The organism is Candidatus Binatia bacterium, assembly GCA_036493895.1.
Classification (GTDB): domain Bacteria; phylum Desulfobacterota; class Binatia; order UBA1149; family CAITLU01; genus DATNBU01.
This window is the reverse complement of sequence record DASXOZ010000017.1, coordinates 25,122-46,210: the sequence shown is the minus strand read 5'-3', so window position 1 is coordinate 46,210 and position 21,089 is coordinate 25,122. Positions and strand designations below refer to the sequence as shown.

20 protein-coding genes are annotated in these 21,089 nt (G+C 67.2%); 12 read left to right on the top strand and 8 right to left on the bottom strand.

Annotated features, from left to right (window positions below; all coding sequences use genetic code 11):
* Positions 1-14: 14 nt before the first annotated feature.
* The 3 genes from VGK20_04490 to VGK20_04480 all read left to right on the top strand — a co-directional run bounded on the left by VGK20_04490 (position 15) and on the right by VGK20_04480 (position 4,068).
* On the top strand, positions 15-1,379 hold the full coding sequence (locus VGK20_04490; protein ID HEY2773296.1) for an FAD-binding oxidoreductase: 1,365 nt from the start codon (positions 15-17) through the stop codon (positions 1,377-1,379).
* Between the two features lie 155 nt (positions 1,380-1,534).
* Positions 1,535-2,386, top strand: coding sequence for a class I SAM-dependent methyltransferase (locus tag VGK20_04485; GenBank protein ID HEY2773295.1), 852 nt, complete (start codon positions 1,535-1,537; stop codon positions 2,384-2,386).
* Positions 2,383-4,068: a transporter substrate-binding domain-containing protein gene (locus VGK20_04480; GenBank protein HEY2773294.1), complete on the top strand. Its 1,686-nt coding sequence runs from the start codon at positions 2,383-2,385 to the stop codon at positions 4,066-4,068. The genes VGK20_04485 and VGK20_04480 overlap by 4 nt, the downstream gene beginning before the upstream one ends.
* A 51-nt stretch (positions 4,069-4,119) precedes the next feature.
* Here VGK20_04480 and VGK20_04475 read toward each other — a convergent pair whose 3' ends face one another.
* The gene (locus VGK20_04475) at positions 4,120-5,667 is read right to left on the bottom strand and encodes an MATE family efflux transporter (GenBank protein HEY2773293.1); all 1,548 of its coding nucleotides are present in this window, start codon (positions 5,665-5,667) and stop codon (positions 4,120-4,122) included.
* Positions 5,668-5,863: 196 nt separating this feature from the next.
* On the opposite strand from VGK20_04475, the gene VGK20_04470 reads away from it, so the two are divergent.
* Entirely contained in the window at positions 5,864-6,508 is a 645-nt protein-coding gene (locus tag VGK20_04470) for a hypothetical protein (GenBank protein HEY2773292.1), read from the top strand.
* Positions 6,509-6,556: 48 nt separating this feature from the next.
* Here VGK20_04470 and VGK20_04465 read toward each other — a convergent pair whose 3' ends face one another.
* The 6 genes from VGK20_04465 to VGK20_04440 form a co-directional block, all read right to left on the bottom strand.
* The gene (locus tag VGK20_04465; GenBank protein ID HEY2773291.1) at positions 6,557-7,441 is read right to left on the bottom strand and encodes an MBL fold metallo-hydrolase; all 885 of its coding nucleotides are present in this window, start codon (positions 7,439-7,441) and stop codon (positions 6,557-6,559) included.
* A gap of 11 nt (positions 7,442-7,452) precedes the next feature.
* Positions 7,453-7,833: an NFACT RNA binding domain-containing protein gene (locus tag VGK20_04460; GenBank protein HEY2773290.1), complete on the bottom strand. Its 381-nt coding sequence runs from the start codon at positions 7,831-7,833 to the stop codon at positions 7,453-7,455.
* A 135-nt stretch (positions 7,834-7,968) separates the two neighbouring features.
* Entirely contained in the window at positions 7,969-10,356 is a 2,388-nt protein-coding gene (gene clpA / locus VGK20_04455) for an ATP-dependent Clp protease ATP-binding subunit ClpA (protein HEY2773289.1), read from the bottom strand.
* Between the two features lie 66 nt (positions 10,357-10,422).
* Positions 10,423-10,764 carry an ATP-dependent Clp protease adapter ClpS gene (gene clpS / locus VGK20_04450; protein HEY2773288.1) on the bottom strand — a complete coding sequence of 114 codons (342 nt, stop codon included), beginning with the start codon at positions 10,762-10,764 and terminating at the stop codon, positions 10,423-10,425.
* Positions 10,765-10,850: 86 nt separating this feature from the next.
* Positions 10,851-12,050 carry a GNAT family N-acetyltransferase gene (locus VGK20_04445; protein ID HEY2773287.1) on the bottom strand — a complete coding sequence of 400 codons (1,200 nt, stop codon included), beginning with the start codon at positions 12,048-12,050 and terminating at the stop codon, positions 10,851-10,853.
* A gap of 36 nt (positions 12,051-12,086) precedes the next feature.
* Positions 12,087-12,521: a rhodanese-like domain-containing protein gene (locus tag VGK20_04440; protein HEY2773286.1), complete on the bottom strand. Its 435-nt coding sequence runs from the start codon at positions 12,519-12,521 to the stop codon at positions 12,087-12,089.
* A gap of 168 nt (positions 12,522-12,689) precedes the next feature.
* Here VGK20_04440 and VGK20_04435 point away from each other — a divergent pair, with 168 nt between their 5' ends.
* From VGK20_04435 to VGK20_04400, 8 genes are all read left to right on the top strand, one after another.
* The gene (locus VGK20_04435; GenBank protein ID HEY2773285.1) at positions 12,690-13,085 is read left to right on the top strand and encodes an RNA-binding S4 domain-containing protein; all 396 of its coding nucleotides are present in this window, start codon (positions 12,690-12,692) and stop codon (positions 13,083-13,085) included.
* A gap of 189 nt (positions 13,086-13,274) precedes the next feature.
* Positions 13,275-13,703: a hypothetical protein gene (locus VGK20_04430; GenBank protein HEY2773284.1), complete on the top strand. Its 429-nt coding sequence runs from the start codon at positions 13,275-13,277 to the stop codon at positions 13,701-13,703.
* Positions 13,704-13,862: 159 nt separating this feature from the next.
* Positions 13,863-14,993 (top strand): Re/Si-specific NAD(P)(+) transhydrogenase subunit alpha, encoded by a 1,131-nt coding sequence (locus VGK20_04425; protein HEY2773283.1) that lies wholly within the window; start codon positions 13,863-13,865, stop codon positions 14,991-14,993.
* Positions 14,994-15,024: 31 nt separating this feature from the next.
* On the top strand, positions 15,025-15,345 hold the full coding sequence (locus tag VGK20_04420; protein HEY2773282.1) for an NAD(P) transhydrogenase subunit alpha: 321 nt from the start codon (positions 15,025-15,027) through the stop codon (positions 15,343-15,345).
* Positions 15,342-16,730 (top strand): NAD(P)(+) transhydrogenase (Re/Si-specific) subunit beta, encoded by a 1,389-nt coding sequence (locus tag VGK20_04415; GenBank protein ID HEY2773281.1) that lies wholly within the window; start codon positions 15,342-15,344, stop codon positions 16,728-16,730. Before VGK20_04420 ends, VGK20_04415 begins: the two co-directional genes overlap by 4 nt.
* 24 nt (positions 16,731-16,754) lie before the next feature.
* Positions 16,755-17,723, top strand: a complete 969-nt coding sequence (locus tag VGK20_04410; protein ID HEY2773280.1) for a fatty acid desaturase — start codon at positions 16,755-16,757, stop codon at positions 17,721-17,723.
* Between the two features lie 152 nt (positions 17,724-17,875).
* The gene (locus VGK20_04405) at positions 17,876-18,775 is read left to right on the top strand and encodes a hypothetical protein (protein ID HEY2773279.1); all 900 of its coding nucleotides are present in this window, start codon (positions 17,876-17,878) and stop codon (positions 18,773-18,775) included.
* A gap of 20 nt (positions 18,776-18,795) precedes the next feature.
* Positions 18,796-19,260, top strand: a complete 465-nt coding sequence (locus tag VGK20_04400; GenBank protein HEY2773278.1) for a hypothetical protein — start codon at positions 18,796-18,798, stop codon at positions 19,258-19,260.
* Positions 19,261-19,318: 58 nt separating this feature from the next.
* Here VGK20_04400 and VGK20_04395 read toward each other — a convergent pair whose 3' ends face one another.
* Positions 19,319-20,929 (bottom strand): carboxylesterase family protein, encoded by a 1,611-nt coding sequence (locus VGK20_04395; protein HEY2773277.1) that lies wholly within the window; start codon positions 20,927-20,929, stop codon positions 19,319-19,321.
* Between the last annotated feature and the right edge of the window lie 160 nt (positions 20,930-21,089).

Below are 21,089 nucleotides of genomic sequence, written 5' to 3'. Positions count from 1 at the left end.
AGACTCCGGCCACCATGGCCGGAGATCCCATTCACGAAGACACGCAGGGACGGGATGCGCGGGTGCCGGCCACCATCGTCAGCCCGTGGATGGCAGCCGCGCACGAGACTGCCGCGCCACTGCAGGGCGATTTCACTGCCGACGTCGTCATCGTCGGCGGCGGCTACACCGGTCTCAGCAGCGCGCTCGCGTTTCGCGGCGAGGGCCGCCGCGTCGTGCTGCTCGAGGGAAACACCTGCGGCTTCGGCGCCAGCGGTCGCAATGCCGGGCATCTCACCGCGACGATCGGCAAGGACGTGCCTACCCTTCTCAAGCTGTTCGGTCGCGAGCGGACCTCCTTTTTCGTCTCGCTGGCCGACACGGCAATCGCCGAAGTGGAACGGCTGATGCGCGAGCATTGCATCGAGTGCGAGTACGAACCGGTCGGCAACGTCGTCGCCGCTACCCATCCGAAGCAGTACCGCAACATCGATCGCCTCGCGGAAGCGGCAAGAGTACTCGGTCTTCCCGGGACGCTGCTGGAGCCGGAGGAAATGCTCCGGCGCGGACTGCCGCGCTCTTTCGTGCGCGGGTTCCACGAGTCGCACGGCGGCATCCTGCACCCGGGCCTGTACGTACGCGGGCTTCGCCGCGCCGCGCTCGAGGCGGGAGTCGAGATCCACGAGCGCTCGCCGGTCATCGCGATCGACGACGACTCCCGACCACGCGTGCGCACGCGCGAGGGCACCGCGCGCGGTGATCTGCTGGTCCTTGCCGTCAACGCCTACGGGCTGTCGCTGGAGCTGCCGCGCGCGATCACATCGCGACTGCTGCCGGTGTACGTGCAGCTGCTGGCGACGGCGCCGCTTACCTCGCAGCAGCTCGCGCGCATCGGCTGGCAAGGACGCGAAGGGATTTACACCGCGCACGAAGCGCTCGAGAGCTGGCGCCTGACCCGCGACAACCGCATCGTCGGCGGCTCCAAGCACGTGCGCTACGGGTACGGCGGCAAGCTGCTGCCGGACCGTGACGCGCGCATCCAGCTCAAGCTCGAAGCGGTGCTGCGGTGTCGCTTTCCCGAGCTCGCCGAGATCGAAGTGACGTCCGCGTGGGGAGGCCGCATCGGCATTGCGCTCGACTTCCTGCCCGTCGTCGGCCGCACCGGCAGGTCCGGCCGCATCCTGTACTCGATGTCGTACGCCGGCCACGGCATCGCGATGGCCAGCTATGCCGGGCGCATGCTCGCCGACCTCGAGGCAGGGCGCGACGGCCCCGGGTCGGTGCTGTGGAAGCGGCGCACGCTGGCTCTTCCTCCCGAGCCGCTGCGCTGGCTCGTGTTCCATCTGCTGAACGGCTTCTTCGAAGCCGTCGACCGCAGGGTCGACCGCTCGCTGACCTGAGGCGGGGTCAGGCACCAGCTCGCTGGTGCCTGACCCCAATCGTACTCCGTGTCTCTCTGGTGCCTGACCCCATCTCCGACTGGTGCCTGACCCCAATCATCCTCCGGCACAGGCCGGCTATGCTTGGGGGCCTGCTCCCGCTACAGAGCCCCGCGATGCGACGTCCGCCAGTCCGCAAAACCGCCACAAAAGCGCCGAAGAGCGCCCGCCGCCCGACGATGGCCGACCAGGCCGACAAGTACGACCTGTACATTCGTGCGGTGCAGTCGCCCGACGTCGAAGTTTCGTTTTTCGACCGCACGTTCCGCCGCCACTACGGGCGCCGCCCGACCACCCTGCGTGAGGACTTCTGCGGTACAGCCGCCGTCTGCTACGAATGGGTTCGAAGCTCGCCGGCGCGCCGCGCGATCGGCGTCGACATCGACGGAGAGCCGCTCGCCTGGGGGGCGCAGCGCTTCGGGGCCGAGCTCAAGAACGGACAGGGCTCGCGCATCCGCCTCGTGCACGGCGACGTGCGCACGACGAGGTCGAAGAGCGAAGTCATCGCCGCGCAGAACTTCTCGTACTTCTGCTTCGAGACCCGCGAGGCGCTCGGTACGTACTTCCGTCACGTTCGCCGCTGCCTCGACGACGAAGGCATGCTCGTCATGGACGTCCTCGGCGGCTCCGAAGTGATCGAGGACGACCGCGAGGAGGAAACCAGGTTCGGCCGGTTCCGCTACGTCTGGGAACACCGCGACTTCGATCCCGTCTCCCACCACTGCAGCTACGCGATCCACTTCCGGTTTCGCGACGGATCCGAGCTTCGCAACGCGTTCCGCTACGAGTGGCGGCTGTGGAGCCTGCCCGAGCTGCGCGAGCTTCTGGCCGAGGCCGGGTTCTCCTCTTCGGAAGTTTACTGGGAAGCCACCGATCGCAAGACCGGCGAAGGCAACGGCATCTACCGCAAGCGCGACCGGGGCGATGCCGACCCGGCATGGGTCGTCTACCTCGTCGGGTGGAAATGAGGCCGCACGAGAAGGCTGGCCCGCGCGATCGGTGTGCCACGCTGCTCCTTCGCACCGCGCCGCTCCTGCGCACCGCACCGCTCCTTCGCACCGCACCGCTCCTGCGAACCGCACCGATCCTGCGCACCGCGCTGCTCCTGCGCACCGCGCCGCTCTTGCGCACCGGAGTCGCCCTCGTGCTGCTGGCCGCCGCACTGCCGTCGTGGGTCCGTGCCGACGACTCGACGACGAAGACGCTTCGCGTAGCGACTTCGGGCGACTACGCGCCGTTCAGCTTCGAGGCCAGCCCCGCTGCAGCGGGAAGCGATGCAACGCTCGACGGATTCGACGTCGCGGTCGCGCGGGAGTTCGCCCGCGACCGCGGCTACAAGCTCGAGTTCCAGCGTTTTCGCTGGCCCGACCTGGCCTCCACGCTGGCGGCGGGCAGCTTCGACGTCGCGATGAGCGGCGTCACGCAGAAAGCCGAGCGCTCGATCGCCGGCCGCACGAGCATCCCGGTCGCCATTTCCCACGCGCTCGCGCTCACGTGGAAGGGCTCGGGCGCCACGACATTCGACGAGCTGAACCGCCCTGCCCGGCACATCGCCGTCAACGCGGGCGGTTATCTCGAAGGGGTGGCCAGGCGACTGTTCTGGCGAGCGCAGGTCACCGCGATCGCCGACAACGAGGCGGTGCGCATGGCGCTGCTCGATCGCGCGTTCGACGGCATCGTGACCGACAATTTCGAGGCGAGGGTCTGGTCGGCCGGATTGCGTGATATCGTTCGAACCGGTCCGCTGACCGAGGACCGCAAAGTCTACCTCCTGCCGGCCGATCGCGGCGCGCTCGCGGCCGAGCTGGACCGCTGGCTTCTCGAGCGCGAGAAGGACGGAACCTTGCAGCGTCTGCGTTTGCACTATTTCAGCGATGCAGCGCCGGCGGCATCGTCTTCCGACGATACTCCGGTCGCGTCCGCGCAGCCGCTGGCTGCGCTCGCCTCGGCCATCGCAGAGAGAATGTCGCTGATGCCGCTGGTCTACGACGCCAAGGCCAAGGCGGGAAAACCGATCGAGGACAAGCAGCAGGAGGCCGTCGTCGTCGATGCGGCAGTGCACTCGCTCGAGGAGGCAGCGTCGGCTGCGGGAGCGCCGGCGGTGCCGCCGCAGGCCGCGCGACGCCTGATGGAGGCGCTCATCGCGGCCGGCAAGGATTCCCAGCAGTCGATGGCCGACCGCGATTCGCGCCATCGACCAGGCGTCGTGATCCACCGGCCCCAGCCCGGCACGGACGGGGAGGCGGCGCGCGATGCGGATTCTGCAAGCACCGATGCGAAAAGCGCCGCGAAACAGCAAGCCGCAGGCGAGCAGCAGGAGTCGGCAGAGGCGGCGGACACGGTGAGCGGTGGCAACCAGCCGGCGGCTGCCTCCGCGGCGGGTGCAACCGCCCAGACGCTGCAGCAGCAGGCGGTGCGCCCTCCCGGTCCTCCGAAAAAGATCTACGACCTCGGTGGCGAGTTGCGCCCTGCGCTGTCCCGCGTCACCGAGAAAATCGCGCGCATCGTCGTCGCGATCGACCAGCCGGTGACCATCGGCGAAACCAGGCGAGCGCTGGCCGAAGCGCTGCTGCCCGTGCAGGTATCGGTTTCACGCATCGACGACATCTCGGCGGCAGTCGCGGAAATTTCCAACCGCAATCGCCGCTGACAGTCTGCGGACATCCGATTCCTTCGCGGTAGCAGTCGTGTCGGCCCGCGATCAGCCTCGTGCGAGCGCGCGGCGCTTCCATCCCCCCCGCCGGAACTCGAACGCGAGCAGCAGCATTCGCGCCAGGTGATCGAACACCAGCGCTCCCCAGAGCCAGACCAGGGGCATGTGGCGCGAAGCGGCCAGTCCCGCCAGCGGCACGCGAAATCCCCAGTTGCCGAGCGCGGCGCCGGCCAGCGGCGTCCACGTGTCGCCGGCTCCGCGAAACGCTCCGGCCAGCGTGAAGTGCACCTGCATCATCGGCTGCGCGAACGCGAGCACGAGCATGAACGGCCCGAGCGTCGCAATCGTTGCCGCATCGCTCGTGAACATCCGCGCCAGAGGCTCGCGCGCCGCGCCGCCGGCAAACCCGAGCACCATCGCGGTGAACAGCGCGATGCGCGCCGCGAGCCATCCTGTGCGCTCCGCTCGCTCCGCGTCCCCCGCACCGAGCGAGTGGCCCACCAGGGTCGCCGCTGCCGCGCCGAAGCCGGTTCCGGGAATCCACGAAAACGCCATGATGCGCACGCCCACGGTGTATGCAGCGATCGCGACGGTTCCGTAGCCGCTCAGCGTCGCAAAGTAGCCGAGCAGCGCCAGGTTCAGCACCACGCGCTCGCCCACACCCGGCATCGCCACGCGTACGACGTCGCGCAACAGGCGCCGCGCAGCGACGAAATCCTTGCGTCGCAGCGCCATCGGGCTCGATGCCGGCGCCAGCCGGACGACCACGATGAACGCGATCACCGCAACCACTTGCGACAGCAGAGTGGCGACGCCCGCACCGGCGACTTCGAGCCGCGGAAGTCCGAACATCCCGAAGATCAGGCCGAGGTTGAGCACAGCCTTGATGCCCGTGACGACGAGCGAGATGCGCATCGGGGTCGACGTGTCGCGGTTGGCGCGCAGCCCGTGCTCGAGCGTCAGCGATACGGCCAGCAGCAGCGACGACGCGAACAGCAGCCGCATGTACGGGATCGTCAGCTCGACCAGCTCCGGCGCTGCATTGAGCGATTGCAGCACCAGTCGCGGCGCAGCGAGCACGACAACGGCGACCACGGCGGCCGTCGCGAGCGCGATCGCGACCGAGGCGGCCAGTGCCGCGCGCGCCCTGGCTGGATCTCCGGCACCAATTGCGCGCGCCATCAGCGCGACGCACGCAAAGCCGACCGCGAACAGGGCCGACTGCGACATGAAGTACAGCTGGGTTGCGTAGCCGACGGCCGCGACATCGGCGGCGCCGAGGCGACCGACCATCGCGATGTCGATCAGGCCGACGGCGCTGACGAGCGCCTGCGACATCATGATCGGTACCGCCAGCCGCCAGATCTCGCGCCCGGTGTCGTGCCCGACGCCGCTGACGCGGCTCAGCAGCGACAGCGGAGCGGCCGCGACGGCGGCCAGGCCTTCCTCGGGATCGAGAGGAGGCAATTCGATGTCGAGGCCTTCGACGGGATCGCCGGCGCCGAGAGGAGCTTCGATCGCAGCGGAGCTCCCCCGCTCGGCTGCCGCCGTGAGCGAGTCGCCACCGCCGCCGTCATCGCCTGTGCCTGTTCTCACGGAATCGATTCGGATTACCCGTGCGAGGCAAGTCATTCAAGCGCGGCCGAGTGCGTGCAGTCCCGCGCGGCACGGCGCCGCCGCAGCTGCGCGTAGCTGCGCACCCGTTGCCGGGTTGACGTTGCACCAGTGCACGCCAGGAAATGCAGAGAACTCCCCCCACCGATCCTGCCGTGCGAGAGACGCGCGGTCGTCCATGCTAGATTCGAAGCTCGTGGAGATCCGCAACTTTACAGGTCAGCTCGAGCGCGGCGAAGCGTTCGTGCGCGCCAAGGCAGCACAGATCGAGACGCACGAGCTCAGCATCCACATCAAGTTCACCCGTGCCCGCGGTCGCGACATCAACGGCTACTACCGCTGGGACGATCGCCGCATGGTGCTGGCCGTCAAGAAACGGCTGCGCTACCCGCGCATGGCGGCCTACGGCGTGGGTACGATGCCGCGCAAGACGCCGCGGCGCGGCGGATTGCCCTATCGCCTGGTCTGGCACGAGGACCGTTTCGAATCACCGGACGATCTTCTCGTCTTCGTCGCCGGCCACGAGTTCTGGCACTTCCTTTGCCATACCGGCCAGCGCAAGAGGGACCACGAGACCAAGGCCAATTGCCTCGGCTTCTCGTGGCTGCTCGAGTTTCGCGCATGGGCCGGCCTGGGAGTTGCGGTCGATCGCATCCCGGCGATTCCTCCGCGACCGGATCTTCCGGCGATGTCGGTGGTCGAACGGCGAAAGGATTCGATCGCAGGCGACCAGGATCTGCCCGAAGGAATCGCCGCGTTCACACCGAGCGGAATCCTCGAGAAAGCCCGCCAGCTCCTGCTGTTCCGTCAGGATTCGCGCTAGCGCGCGTGGCAGGATTCGCGCTGGCGCAGACCCGATTTCGGCGGGCTTTTAGCCGGCTAGCAGCCAGCGGTCGCCGTCGCGGCGCACGATGCCGCGTGCCGCGAAGCGTCGCAGGTGAGCCTCGACGGAAACTCCCGCCGCCCGGTGCAGGAACTCCGGCACGTCCGCGTAAATGCGCCGGACGAGGTCCTCCGTACGCACGAGACCATCGCGCAGGCCGGCCAGCACCTGCTCGTCGCGCAGCGCGCGATGGGCAAGGTACTCGCCGATTTTGGCCGCGGGGTCGTCGATCGCAGGTCCGTGCGCCGGAAAGATGCGCTGCGCGCCGAGGCCCTGCAGGCGCCGCAGCGAGTCGAGGTAGTCGCCAAGGTCGCCGTCGGGAGGAATCACCGTGGTGCCGGCGCCGAGGACGTTGTCGCCGCTGAACAGGATACCTTCCTCGCGAAGGAGGAAGCACAGGTGATCGCGCGCATGGCCTGGCGTCCAGACTGCCTCGAGCGTCGCGCCTTCGGTCCGCACGACGTCGCCGTCGGCCAGTGCCGTCACCTCGATGCCGCGATCGCTCGCAGGCAGCGGCATCTTGAACACGGGCAGGTCGCCGTGACGCGCGCGCACCGCATCGACTCCGCCGATATGATCCGGATGCGCGTGCGTGAGCACGATTCGCTCGATCGAAGCACCGTCGCAGTGCTCGCCGAGCGCGTTCTCGAGAAGGTCGTCGTACTGCGCGATGCCCTGGCCGGTGTCGAGAAGAATGCGCCGGCGGCCGGCACCGACGATGTACGTGTTGGTGCCGGGCCCGGTAAACGGCCCGGGGTTCTGGCCGAGCACGACGACGACGCGCGGGGACCAGCGCGCAATGTCGGGCATCGTCATGCCGATCATCGACGAGGTGACGACGCGGGAGGGCCCGCTACCGGCGGCTTCGGCCATGGCCGCGCTTCCTACTCCTCGCGCGAAGCGGCCGGAAGCGACGGCCTTACCTTGAGCACTTTTTCCTTGCGGATCGTCACGGTGCCTGGCTCGGCACCGCGAGGCTTGCTGACGTTGATTGCCAGGGTGCAGGACACCGGAACGACGCCACCGGCGCGGGCCTTGCTGTGCCACGCGGCAATCGCGGCGGCGGCCTCGATCGTCGCCCGGTCGGGCTCGGCATCGTCGCGCGCGCGCAGCACGACGTGCGATCCGGCCACCGCGCGCGCGTGAAACCACCAGTCCTTGGCGCCGGCGACCTTCAGCGACAAGTAGTCATTGTCGGCTTCGGTACGCCCCGCCAGAACGATCCACCCACCCGGCAGCAGATATTCTCGCCAGCGTTGTTCCACGTGTACCAAGAGGTCAGGCAGGGGTCAGGCACCAGGCGCTCAATCAGCCACCGAGGTCGAAATCGAACACCAATGCCCCGCCCGTCGTCTGGTGCCTGACCCCACTCCCCGCCCGTCGCCTGGTGCCTGACCCCATCAGAACTCAAACACCAGCCCGTCGTCTCCAGCCTTGATCAGCACGTCGCCGCCCTTTGCCAGCCGTCCGAACAGGATCTCGTGGCTGAGCTTGTGCGAGACCTCGGCCTCGATCAGGCGGCGCATCGGCCGCGCGCCGAACTTCGGGTCGTAGCCCTTGCGCGCAATCCACGAGCGCGCGCTCGGGTCCAGCGTCAGGTGCACTCCGCGCGCCTTGAGACGTCCTTCGAGCTCGGCGACCATTTTTTCGACGATCTGCTCGGCAATCTCCGATCCGAGGGAACGGAACTGCACGATCGCCGTCAGCCGGTTGCGGAACTCCGGAGCGAAGGCTTTCTCGACCGCCTTGTCCGACTTGCTCGCGAAGTCGGAGATCTGCTCGAAGCCGATCGCGTTGGCCATGCCTTCGCGCGCGCCGGTATTCGTCGTCATGATCACGATGACATTGCGGAAGTCGGTCTTGCGGCCGTTGTTATCCGTCAGCGTCGCATAATCCATGATCTGCAACAGGATGTTGTCGATATCCGCGTGCGCTTTCTCGATCTCGTCCAGCAGCAGCACCGCGTGCGGGTTGCGGTGGATGGCCTCGGTGAGCTGGCCGCCCTGGTCGAAACCGACGTAGCCCGGCGGCGAGCCGATCAGGCGCGACACCGCGTGCTTCTCCATGTACTCGCTCATGTCGAAGCGCACGAAGCCGATGTCGAGCGCGGCCGCGAGCTGCTTGGCGAGCTCGGTCTTGCCGACGCCGGTGGGACCGGCGAACAGGAAGCTGCCGATCGGCTTGTCGGGCTCGCCAAGACCGGCGCGCGCGAGCTGGATCGCCGCGACCACCTGCTCGACGGCGCTGTCCTGACCGTAGATCATCAGCTTGAGGTCGCGGCCGAGGGTTTCGAGCCGCTTGCGGTCGTCCACCTTGACGCTGCGCGTGGGCACCTTGGCAATGCGCGAGACGACATTCTCGATGTCACGCGTCGTCACGCGCGGAATCTTGCGCGGTTCTGCATCGACCGTTTCCGCGGCTTCGCCCTCGGCGGCGACGGCTGCGTCATCCTCGGTCGGAGCGGCAAGCATCGCGCTCTCGAACGCGACCTCGACGACAGGCCTGGCCGTCCTCAGCTTCACCTCGGCTCCGGCCTCGTCGAGCACGTCGATGGCCTTGTCGGGCAGGAAGCGGTCGTTAATGTGCTTGGCGGCCAGCTCGACGCAGGCGCGCACTGCCGCCGGCGTGTACGTGACGGCGTGGAATTCCTCGTAGCGGGCCTGCAGTCCTTTCAGGATCTCGATCGATTCGCCCTGCGAGGGCTCGGCGACGTCGATCTTCTGGAAGCGGCGCGACAGCGCGTGGTCCTTCTCGAAGATCTGGCGATATTCCTTGTATGTCGTCGTGCCGATGCACTTGATCTCACCGCTGGCCAGGGCCGGCTTGAGCATGTTCGACGCGTCCATCGCGCCGCCGGAGACCGCGCCGGCGCCGATGATGTTGTGGATCTCGTCGACGAAAAGGATGCGATGGTCGTTGTCGGCCTTGATCGAGTCGATGACGGCCTTGAGCCTCTCCTCGAAATCACCGCGGTAGCGCGTGCCGGCCAGCAGGCCGCCCATGTCGAGCGCGTAGATCGTCACGTCCTTGAGATACTCCGGCACTTCGCCGCGATGGATGCGCAGCGCCAGCCCTTCGACGATCGCGGTCTTGCCGACCCCGGCGTCGCCGACGAAAACAGGGTTGTTCTTGCGCCGCCTGGCCAGGATGTGGATCGTGCGGTCGAGCTCGCTCCTGCGCCCGATCAGCGGGTCGAGCCGTCCGTCGGCGGCCTTGCGATTGAGGTTCGTGCAGAACTCATCGAGAGGATCTTCGACCGGACGACCGCCGCCTTCGGATTCGCGCGAGCCGGTGCCCATGCCGCCGTCGCCTTCGGACGGCAGGTTTCGCGAGCCGATCTTCGTGACCTTGTGCGAGATGTAACGCACGACGTCCAGGCGCATCACGCCCTGCTTCTTCAGGAAGTAGGCGGCGTGCGACTCTTCGTCGCGGAACAGCGCGGCGAGTACGTTGCCGCCGTCGATCTGCTGCTTGCCCGAGGACTGCACGTGCGAGGCGGCAAGCTGGAGCACGAGCTGGCAACCGAGAGTGTAGCTCGGGTCGGGTGTGCCGCCGTCGGGCCCCGACACTCCAGCCGGGAACGCCGGCATCGTGTTCTCGAGGAACGAGTCCACCGCGGTGCGCAGCGCGTCGAGGTCGGCGCCGCAATTATGGAGGATGTCCGCGGCCACCCGGTCGGTGGTCAGCGCGAACAGGAGGTGCTCGGGCGCGACGAACTCGTGGCGGCTGCGCTTGGCGCGGTCCACGGCGCGCTGGAGGGTGTGTTCGAGCTCTTCGGAGATTAACATCGCTTCACCACTGCTTTCGTCCCGTCAGAAGTTCGCACTCTCGTGCTCACTATCCTTTGCACCAGCTCATCCTTCGCACGCCTCGATCAGGCAGGCGAGAGGGTGCTCGTGCTTCCGCGCGACCTGCTCGACCTGCACGGCCTTGGTCCGGGCCACGTCGTGCGTGTAGACGCCCGCCACGCCTTTCCCATCGTGGTGAACCTGCAACATCACCCGCGTGGCTTCCTCATGCGCCTTGAAAAAAAGCGTCTGCAGGATCCAGACCACGAACTCCATCGGCGTGTAATCGTCGTTGAGCAGTATGACGGCGTACATCGGCGGCCGTTTCACACGGCTGCGTTCCTGGACGACGATTTGCCCCTCGGAAGGCCGGGCAGGCGTGCCAGTTGGAGTGCCGGTCTCGGACATGGGGTCGATTGTAATGCCGGGTTGACCTCGGTCAATGAGGGGGTTGCGGGGAGGTGGCTCGAAGCAACAGCTGCGCCGAGGCCGGTTCAGGAACGGGAGCGCTCGCTTTTGACCGGTGAAACGCGGTTGTAGCCGTCGATCATCGCCTCGTTCTGCTCCCGCTCCCTTTCGAGGAACTCCGAGATCGCCCGGCGACCGCCGGGATGCGCGATCCAGTGCGCGCTGTACGTCGGCCTCGCGTTGAAGCCGCGCAGGAACTTGTGCTCCCCCTGGGCGCCGGCCTCGACGAGCCGCATACCGTGGCGGATCGCGTAGTCGATCAGCGTCCAGTAGCAGCATTCGAAGTGCAGGCACGGGAAATGCCCGACGGCTCCCCAGTAACGGCCGAATACCGCGTTTGCCCCGCGCACGTTGAAAGTGCCCGCAACGTAGCGGCCATCGAGACTTGCGAGCACGAGCAGCAGGCGGTGCTTCCACGTGCGGGCCAGGCGCTGGAAGGTCTCGTGGACGAGGTAGGGCTGGGACCACTTGCGCTCCGCCGTGGTGAGGTAGAACTGCCAGATCGCCTCGACGTGCTCGTCCCGGATCGAGTCGCCGTCGAGCACCTCGATGACGAATCCCTGCGAGGCCACTTCCTGCCTCTCGCGCAGCACCTGCTTGCGCTTCTTCGAGCGCAGGTCGGCCAGGTAATCGTCGAAAGCCGCGTAGCCGCGGTTCTCCCAGTGGTACTGGTGCGTAATGCGCGAAAGAAAGCCTCGCGACACGAGAAAGTCGTGCTCGAGGCGGCGAGGGAAAAGCACGTGCACGCCCGAGAGGTCCAGCGTCGTCGCTACGCCCGTCAGCGCGTCGACCATCGCGGCGGCAACGACTGCGCCGCGCTCGGCCTCCGCATCGCCTGCCTGCCCCGTGCCGGGCAGCTGCATGCCGGGCGCGAGCAGAATCCGGGCGCCGGTGACCGGTGTGAACGGCACGGCGGCGACTCCTTTGGGATAGTAGCGAAGCCCGGCCCGCGCGTAGGCTTCGGCCCATCCGAAGTCGAAAATGTACTCCCCGTACGAATCCCAGCGCAGGTAGAACGGAATCGCGCCGACGACGCGGTCGCCGTCGAATGCGACGATGTGGCGGGGCTGCCACGGTGAGCCTGGGCCGACGACCCCGGTCTCTTCGAGCGCGACGAGGAACTCGTGCTCTACGAAAGGATCGTCCGCCGCGACCATCGCGTTCCACGACGCGGGATCGATGCCTGCGAGGCTGTCACGAGCCTCGACTCGCAGCGCGTCAGGCATGCGCAGCCGGTTCGCGCAGGGATAGGCGCAGCGTTGTCAGGAAGGAGTCTTGCGCAGGTCGACGTGGCTGCGGCCCGGCTCGTCATCGGTGGTGACGGGAAGCCCTCGCTGGGCCCAGCCCGGACAGGCGACGCGGCCCTGGTGATCGACCTCGCCGTAAAAGCCGCCCCTCATGTCGACGATGTTCGTGAAGCCGGATTCTTCGAGCATCGCAGTGGCTTTCGCGGAGCGGGGGCCGGCCTTGCACCCGATGACCAGGGGCCGGTCCGGCTCAAAGGCGGCGAGCACCTCGACGAGAAAATTCGGGTTGGGCCTCAGGCCCTGGCCCGGCGCGAAATCCAGCAACGGGATGTTGTACGCGCCAGGCACGTGACCCTCGGCGTATTCGGCGACCGAACGCACGTCGAGATAGCTCCAACCCTTCTCGAGAAGCAGCGCGGCTTCGTCCGGCTCGACCTTACGCACAGCCATGATGGCGTGGTGACATAGGACCGCGTCAGCGGTCCGTCAAACGGTACCGCGTCAGCGGTCCGTCAAACGGTACCGCCTCACAGCACCTCGTAAGCGGCCGCACTGGGTGTCGGCCGCAGCGCCCATTCCTCTGGTCCCCTGCCCGCCCGGCCAGTACCATCGGCAGCGATGGCAGAGCCAGGCGCCCCCGAACCGGTCCGGCTCGACAAGTGGCTGTGGGCCGCGCGATTCTTCAAGACGCGCTCGCTCGCCGCGCACGCGATCGACGCAGGCCATGTAAAATCAAGGGGTTCGCGCATAAAAGCAGCCCATCTCGTGAAGATTGGAGAATCCCTCTCGATCACGATCGGCCCCTACACCTGGAACGTCACCGTCACGGCCGTTTCGGCTGTGCGGCGGGGGGCTCCGGAAGCGCGTCTCCTCTATGAAGAGGATGCTGCCAGCCATGACGCCCGCCAGGCCCTGGTGATGGCCCTCAGGGCCAACCGGGAGGCCTTCCAGCCCGCGCCAGGCCGCCCCTCCAAGAGGGACCGGCGGGCCATCGACCGGTTCCGCGGGCGCTGAGACAGACAAGCCCGCCGCCCGGCGCTCCGGCAGGCTGAACGGGCCCGAAGCCGGCCGTCAGCCGCCGAAAATGGGCTTTTCGGCGCGCCGCAGCACCGTCAGCCGCCCGATTCCTGATTTTCTGCCGCTCTGCATCGAAATCCCCAGAATATTCGGACCGTGGCCTCGTCTAGCCCCCTGAGGAAAACGATGGCCGACAACACCGCCAAGCTCTTCGAACCCGACGCCCTCATGCCCGAACAGTACTTTGCCGGACTCGGCAAGGAAGCTGGTGCGACCAACGAGCGCGGGCTGATGCTGGCCATCCTTCGGGATGCGGTCGAGTGCTACCAGAAATACGCCCTCGCCCGCGATCCCCAGGGCGAAGATCTCCACCGCGACGCCGCCGAGTGGATCTTCTCCCACGACAGGGACTGGCCGTTTTCGTTCGAGAACATCTGCGATGTGCTCGGCGTCAGTGCCGAATACGTACGCTTGGGACTGGCCCCGCTGCAGAAGCGCGGCCGGCGCAAGATCCGCAAGTCTCCCCGCATCGTCGGGCTTGCGGGGCGTCGGCCGGCCGCTGTCGGCGAGGGCCCCAACGACGCTCCCGAGTACGAGCTCGAGGCAGCCAGCTGACCGGATCGGGACCGGCACCAGCTTGCTGGTGCCGGTCCCGGCTCCGCCAACTCCGACAATTCCGGGACAGATCCGGATGGATGAGAGGACGGCAGCGCAAAGCGCGCTTGCGTCCTCTTCTTTTTGGATTTCTCGGCGCCTCCGCTACGTTCCCCCCCGATGAAAATCGGGATCGTGACGGAAGCTCGCAAGGGGGAACGCCGCGTGGCTCTTGTCCCCGAGAGCCTGGGCCGCCTCGGCAGGAAATCGGTGCAGTTCGTCGTCCAGGCAGGCGCGGGCAGCGAGGCCGGATTCAGTGACGACGACTACAAAAGCGCAGGCGCGACGGTGGTCGCCTCCCGCGCCGACGTACTGGCGGCCTGTGATACGCTGGTGCAGGTCAACGTCCCCCAGCCGGGCAGCCTGGCAGGGCTACGCCGCGGTGCGGCCACGATCAGCCTGCTGTTCCCGCTTACCCAGCACGACATCGTCCGCGAGTGCCGCGACGGCTCGCTGACGGCGATCTCTCTCGACCGCATCCCCCGCACGACGCTGGCGCAGTCGATGGACGTGCTCAGCTCCCAGGCCACCGTCGCCGGGTATCGCTCGGTGATCACGGCAGCCAACTACCTGCCCAAGTTGTTCCCGCTGTTCATGACCGCCGCCGGGCGCATCGAACCGGCGCGTGTCGTCGTTCTGGGAGCCGGCGTCGCAGGACTGGTCGCCATCGGCATCGCGCGCCGCCTCGGCGCCGTCGTCGAAGCGTACGACGTGCGCGCCGTCGTCAAGGAACAGGTCGAGAGCCTCGGCGCGACGTTCATCGATGTCGGCGTCCAGGCCGATGCCGCTACCGCCGGCGGCTATGCAAAGGAAGTCAGCGAGGATTTCCAGAAGCGCGCCAACGAAGTCATCGCGACCCATCTCGAGAAGGCCGACGCCTGCATCACCACGGCGCTGATCCCGGGGCGGCCCGCGCCGCGGCTCGTCACCGCCGCGATGGCGCGGCGCATGAGGCCCGGCTCGGTCATCGTCGACCTGGCCGCCGAGCAGGGCGGCAACTGCGAGCTCACGCGCGCCGACGAAGTCGTCGTCGATTCGGGTGTCGTCGTCGTCGGACCGACCAACCTTGCCAGCGAGGCGGCGCGCGACGCGAGCCAGATGTTCTCGCGCAACGTCGAGAAGCTCGTCAGCTACCTTCTGAAGGACGGAAGCCTCGACATCGATTTCGGCAAGGAGATCGTCAAGGGTTCCGTCGTCACGCACGACGGCAAGATCGTCGACACGCAGGTCGCCGAGTCCATCGGCGCCTGAGGCGCCGCCTGTTTTCCCGGAGGAGCCTTCCATGACGCACGAGATGATCCTCGGCCTCTACGTCTTCGTCCTGGCTGCGTTCGTCGGCTACGGCACGATTCGCGGCGTTCCGCCGCTGCTGCACACGCCGCTGATGGCCTTCACGAACGCGATCTCCGGCATTTCGCTCGTCGGGTCGATCGTCGCCGCCGGCGCGGAGAAGAGCAATTTCAGCACGGTTCTCGGGTTCATCGCCGTGCTCTGCGCCAGCATCAACGTCGTTGGCGGCTTCCTGATCACCGACCGCATGCTCAAGATGTTCCGCAAGCGCGGCAGCGGCGCGAAGAAAGGTGCAGAGGCGAAGAAGAAGTGAGCACCGGCGCAGAACTCCTGTATTTCGTCGCGTCGATCTTCTTCATCCTGGGGATCCGCGGCCTGACCAGCGCCGAGACGTCGCGACGCGGCGTCGTGTTCGCCGAGATCGGCATGATCGCGGCAGTGGTCGGCACGCTCGTCAACCCGGAGATCGTCAGCTACCGCTGGATCCTCGTCTCGGCGGGCATCGGCTCGGCCATCGGCATCGCGATGTCCGCGCTGATCCCGATGACGAAGATGCCCGAGCGAATCGCGCTGTCGCACGCGTTCGGCGGCCTGGCGGCCGCGCTCGTCGGCGTTTCGGAGTATTCGCTCTACCACGCGGACCTGCACGACCACGTGGTGCTGTCGCACGGCACGATGGCGGCGCTCGGCTTCGAGGTGCTGTTCGGCGGGCTGACGTTCACCGGCAGCCTCATCGCGTTCGGCAAGCTGCAGGGCGTCGTGCCCGGACGCAACATCACGTACCCGTACCAGAACCAGTCCAACATCACGACGTTCGCCTTGGCGGTGACGATCCTCGTGCTGCTGACGATCTGGCCCTACGCCCAGTTCCTGTTCTACCTGATGTTCTTCGTCGCGCTGATTCTCGGCGTGCTGTTCGTGATCCCGATCGGCGGCGCCGACATGCCCGTCGTGATCTCGCTGCTCAACTCGTATGCCGGCCTTGCCGCTTCGGCCACCGGCTTCGCGCTCGGCAACAACGTGCTGATCATCGCCGGCGCCCTCGACGGCGCGTCCGGCTTCATCCTGTCAGTCGTGATGAGCCGGGCGATGAACCGCTCCTTCGCCAACGTGCTGTTTGGCGCCTTCGGCCAGGGCAGCGGCTCGACCCAGACGGTCACGGCTGCCGGCGTCACCGTGCGAGAAGCGAGTGTCGGCGATGCAGCGATGCTGCTTTCGAGCGGCACCAAGGTCATCGTCTGCCCCGGCTACGGGATGGCGGTGGCCCAGGCCCAGCATGCCGTCCAGGAGATGGCCGAGCTGCTCGAGAAGGACGGCATCGAGGTCAAGTACGCGATTCACCCGGTAGCCGGCCGCATGCCGGGGCACATGAACGTGCTATTGGCCGAGGCCAATGTTCCCTACGACTCGCTGAAGGAGCTCGAAGCGATCAATGATGAGTTTGCCGAGGCCGACGTCGCGCTCGTCGTCGGCGCCAACGACGTCGTCAACCCGGCCGCCAAGCACGACACATCGAGCCCGATCTACGGGATGCCGGTGCTCAACGCCGACCTGGCCAAGGCCTGCATCGTGCTCAAGCGCAGCATGAACCCGGGCTTCGCGGGCATCGAGAACGAGCTGTTCACGATGCCGAACACCGTGCTCGTCTTCGGCGACGCCAAGGACACGCTCGAGAAGATCAACCAGGCCCTCGGCTGACCTGCGTCAGGGAGCCGGAACGAGGTGGACGAAAACCTCGAAACGACGAGCCGCCTGTCACGCGACGAGATGAAGCGGCTGCTCGTTCGCAGGGACGGCCCGGGCCTGGTCCGCTTCTCGCTGCAACTCGCTGCGTTCATCCTCGTTTCTCTCTTGACGCTCAGGCTGGCTGCCGCCGGCAGTCCGCTGCGCCTGGTCGCGGCGGCCGTCGACGGCGTACTGCTGTTGACGTTCTTCGCATCGATGCACGAAGCAGGGCACGGCACCGCGTTCGCCTCGCAGCCGCTGGCGCGCGCCGTCACGTGGGTCTCGGCAGTGCTGATGCTGCAGTCCCCGGCGTTCTTCCGCGAATTCCACTTCGAGCACCACCGGCGTACTTCCGAGCCCGACGGCGATCCGGAAATCTCCGGCGCTCCGTCGGTTCTCGGGCCCTGGCCTTCCAATCCCGTGCTGTACGCAGCCGTCGCATCGGGCCAGCACTTGATGGTGGGCAAGGCGTTCTTTACGCTGGTCGCGGCGCTCCTGCCGCGCGAAGAGCTGGTCGGACGCTTTTTTCCCTACGTCCGACCGCCGCTGAGGCGCCGCGTCGTCGTGGAGAGCCGCATCGCGAGCGCGCTGTGGATTGCTGCCGCGTGGTACGGTCTCGCGCGTGTCCCGGGCTTCGGAACGCTGCTGCTGGCATGGCCGGTGGCGCACGTCGCGCTCGGACTGTTCGTGATGCCCGAGCACACGGGCCTTGCGACTTCCGGTTCGCAGATTCACCGCACGCGAAGCATGCGCAGCAACGCGCTGGTGCACTGGGCGATGTGGAACATGTCGTGGCACGCCGAGCACCACGCGTTCCCGGCCGTTCCGTTCCATGCGCTGGCGGAGCTTCACTCGCGCATCGACGCGGATCTCGAGAACACGATCGACGGCTACGTCGCCTTCCACGCCGAAGCGCTGAGGCGAAGCCTCGGCCGCAGCGGGGCACGCGGGCAGCGAGCGGCCTGAGGCGACTGCGCGGATCGGCGATGGTGCGGTGGCCGCCCGCCGGCCCCTGGGCTAGAAACGTCGATGCCGCGCCGTCGCATCCGCGTCATCGCGGCGAACATCCGCGCCGTCGCGGCAAATATCCGCGCCGTCGCGACAAAATGGAGCAGACCATGAGCAAACCGTCACGTCCTGACGCATCCCGATCACGCCGCAGCCGTTTCGCTGCGAGCGTTCCTGCTCTCGCGCTCCTCGCACTTGGCGCGGTACCTGCGGCCGCCCAGGTCTGCGGCGACGTCAACCAGACGGACACCGTGACGGCCAGCGATGCTCTTTCCGTGCTCAAGTTCGCCGTCGGACAAGACGTGAGCCTGGTCTGCACGACCGGCGACTGCGCCGCGCTCGAGACCCGCGTCCAGACTCTCGAAGACTCCCTGGCCGCCATGCAGGACACCGTCTCCCAGCTCCAGTCGATGCTGGCCGGAGTGACGCGCGCGAACGGCACGCTGCTCTTCAGCGGCATGAACCTGCAGGTCGTCGACGGCAGCGGCAACACCGTCGGTCCGACCAACGGTCTCGGCAACGTCATCATCGGCTACAACGAGAAAACGGGGAACCAGGCGCACACAGGTTCCCACAACCTGGTCGTCGGCCCGGAGAATGCGTATTCGAGCTTCGGGGGAATCGTTGCCGGCGAACAGAACGAGATCAGCAACCGCGCGGCCAGCGTGCTCGGCGGCAGCCAGAATACCGCATCCGGACTCGATTCCACCGTCTGCGGCGGATCGAGCAACACGGCATCCGGCCCCTACGCAGCGGTCGGCGCCGGGTTCAGCAACGAGGCCACCGGCATCGATGCCTCCGTTTCGGGCGGTTGCGAGAACCTCGCGAGCTTCACGTTCGCCTCCGTCAGTGGAGGACAGTCCGGCGAAGCCAGCGGCCAATGGTCCTCGGTGACCGGAGGCTTCCAGAACCAGGCGACGGGCCCCCACGCTGCCGTTAGCGGGGGCTCCGGGCGCACAGCCAGCGGAGAGTTCAACTGGACAGCCGGCTCGCTCAGCCAAGCGCAGTGACGCTCCGGCATCCACGACCATTGTCTGCGGCGGCGGCGATCGCGCTGCTGCTCGTCACGCCGCGGTCGTTCGCGCAGAGCTCGCAGCTCCCGCAGGATGCCGCGCTTCCATCACGCACGGCGGCGGCGCCGCCGCCATCACGCGCGGCGGCGCCGGCGCCATCACCGGCGGCCGTCGCGCCGCCGGCGGACCCTTCTACTCCTGCCGCGCCCGCCGCTCCTCCTGCTGCAACTGCACCGCCGACCGACGAGTTGACGGGCGAGTCGACTCTCGCGCGCTGGAAGCAGTCCCCGGCCGAAGATCGCAGCCGCATCGCGGTCGCGCTTGCGCGAAATCGGCTGGCCGCCGATGCGAGCAAGCTCGACGTCGCGAAGATGGCGATGGAGATCACCGGGTGTCTTTCGGCAACCGCGAAAGATCCGCGCGCGCAGACCTGGAAGGTGGCCGCGACGGCCGCGACCTGCATGACCGCGCCCGAAAAATGAAAAAGGGCGGGCACCGCTGCGGTGCCCGCCCTTTGCCGTCAAACCTGCAGCGCGACGCCTACGGGTTGGTCGCGTCGTAGTACTGCGTCCAGAAATCGCACTCGGCGCGGCGGTAGTCCGAGAACTTCTGCGAAGTTACGTCGAAACGAACCGATTTGTAGCTCTTCGGATTGAACTTGGCCCACGGCAAGTGGGACTGCGGCTTGGGCTTGCCGTACTTTGCGAATGACGTCCAGAAGCCCTCCATGAGGGTGCTGAGCATCGCGTCGGCCGGGGTCGGCGCCGGCTGCACCGAAGCGAAGACGTAGCCGATCTCGGAGCCGTGGAAGGCGCCGAGGAACGTACCGATCGCTCCGCCGAGGTTGGGAGCGCGCTTGAATTCATACGTCCATACGTGGTTGTGCGCCGAAGCGTAGCGCTTGGCGACGTCCATCGTCGAGCACGTCAGCGTCGAGTCGCCGACCACGCGCGTGAGCGCGGCCTTTGGTGATGCGAAGTTGCCCGCCGGATACAGCGCCTCCACCTGCGGCGCGAAGGAACCGAAACGGTCCAGAAGCGTAGCCGTGTACTCGTCCTCGGTCATGTCCGGGGTGTTGAGCGTGAACAGGGTTCCCTCGTCGTAGTTCGACCCGAGGATGTAGGGAACCTTGCGCGCGCTGCCGTTGGTCAGCGTCGTCTTGGGCAGCTCGGGCAGGAAGCCGCCGTCCACGCTGATCGCGAGATCGGTGGTCTCGGTGGAGAGCAGCGGGCTGGCGTCCAGGAGATCGGACGCCGGGACCGCACGCATGCAGGCAAGGCGATCCATCGCCGTGTCGCAGTGCACGGCTGCAACCACGGCATCGACCGCCTGCTGCTCTTCGGCAGCGGTCTTGACGCCCACCGAGCAGCCGCCGCTCTCGCTGATCGCGCGCTCGAACAGGCCGTCATCCATCGGCGAGACGACGTGACTGCAGACGTCCCACGATCCGGCCGACTCGCCGAAGATCGTCACGTTGGCCGGATCGCCGCCGAAGTTTGCGATGTTGGTCTGCACCCACTGCATCGCCTTGCGCTGGTCGAGCAGCCCCTGGTTTCCTGCGTACGGATACAACAGATCTTCCGCGGCAACCTCGCTCATTCCGAAGAAGCCGAACGCGTTCAGGCGGTAATTGACGGTGACGACGATGACGTTGCCCACTTTCGAGATCGTGTGACCGTCGTAGAGGCGGTCGGTCTCGAAGCCGGGGAACGGAACGAAGTCCGCCGTCGATCCCGACGTGTTCGAGCCGCCGTGGATCCAGATCATTACCGGCAGCGGCGTCGTCGGCGCCGGACTGGGAGTCCAGACGTTGAGATAGAGGCAGTCCTCGTTGACGACGTGGTTGTTGCCGTTGGTCAGGATCGGAAGCTGCGAACACGCGGGCGGATAGTCTGTTGCCTGCAGCGCAGTGACCCACGAAGCCGGAGGCTGCGGCGGGCTGAAGCGAAGGCTTCCGAGCGGCGGCGCTGCATACGGAATGCCGAGGAACTCCTGCGTGCCGTCGTTGACGTGGCCCTGGACCGGACCGCTGTCGGTCGGGACGAGCTGGGCCGATGCGGCAGAGACTGTCGCCAGGATGCTTCCCGCTGCGATGCCCGCCACTGCGAGAAAACGCGCCCGCTGGCGCATCCCGATTCGATGCTGTTTCATCCGTGATTCTCCCCGACGGCGCTGGCGGCCGTCCCCTTCCTGACGTTTGGCTTGGTCGTGCAGCCGATGTTACCGCCCCGGCTACGTGACTCGACTCGCAGGCGAGCATCCTTTACCACCTTGGCTTCGGATGCCGCCGACCAGTCAACAAAGCGCGAAA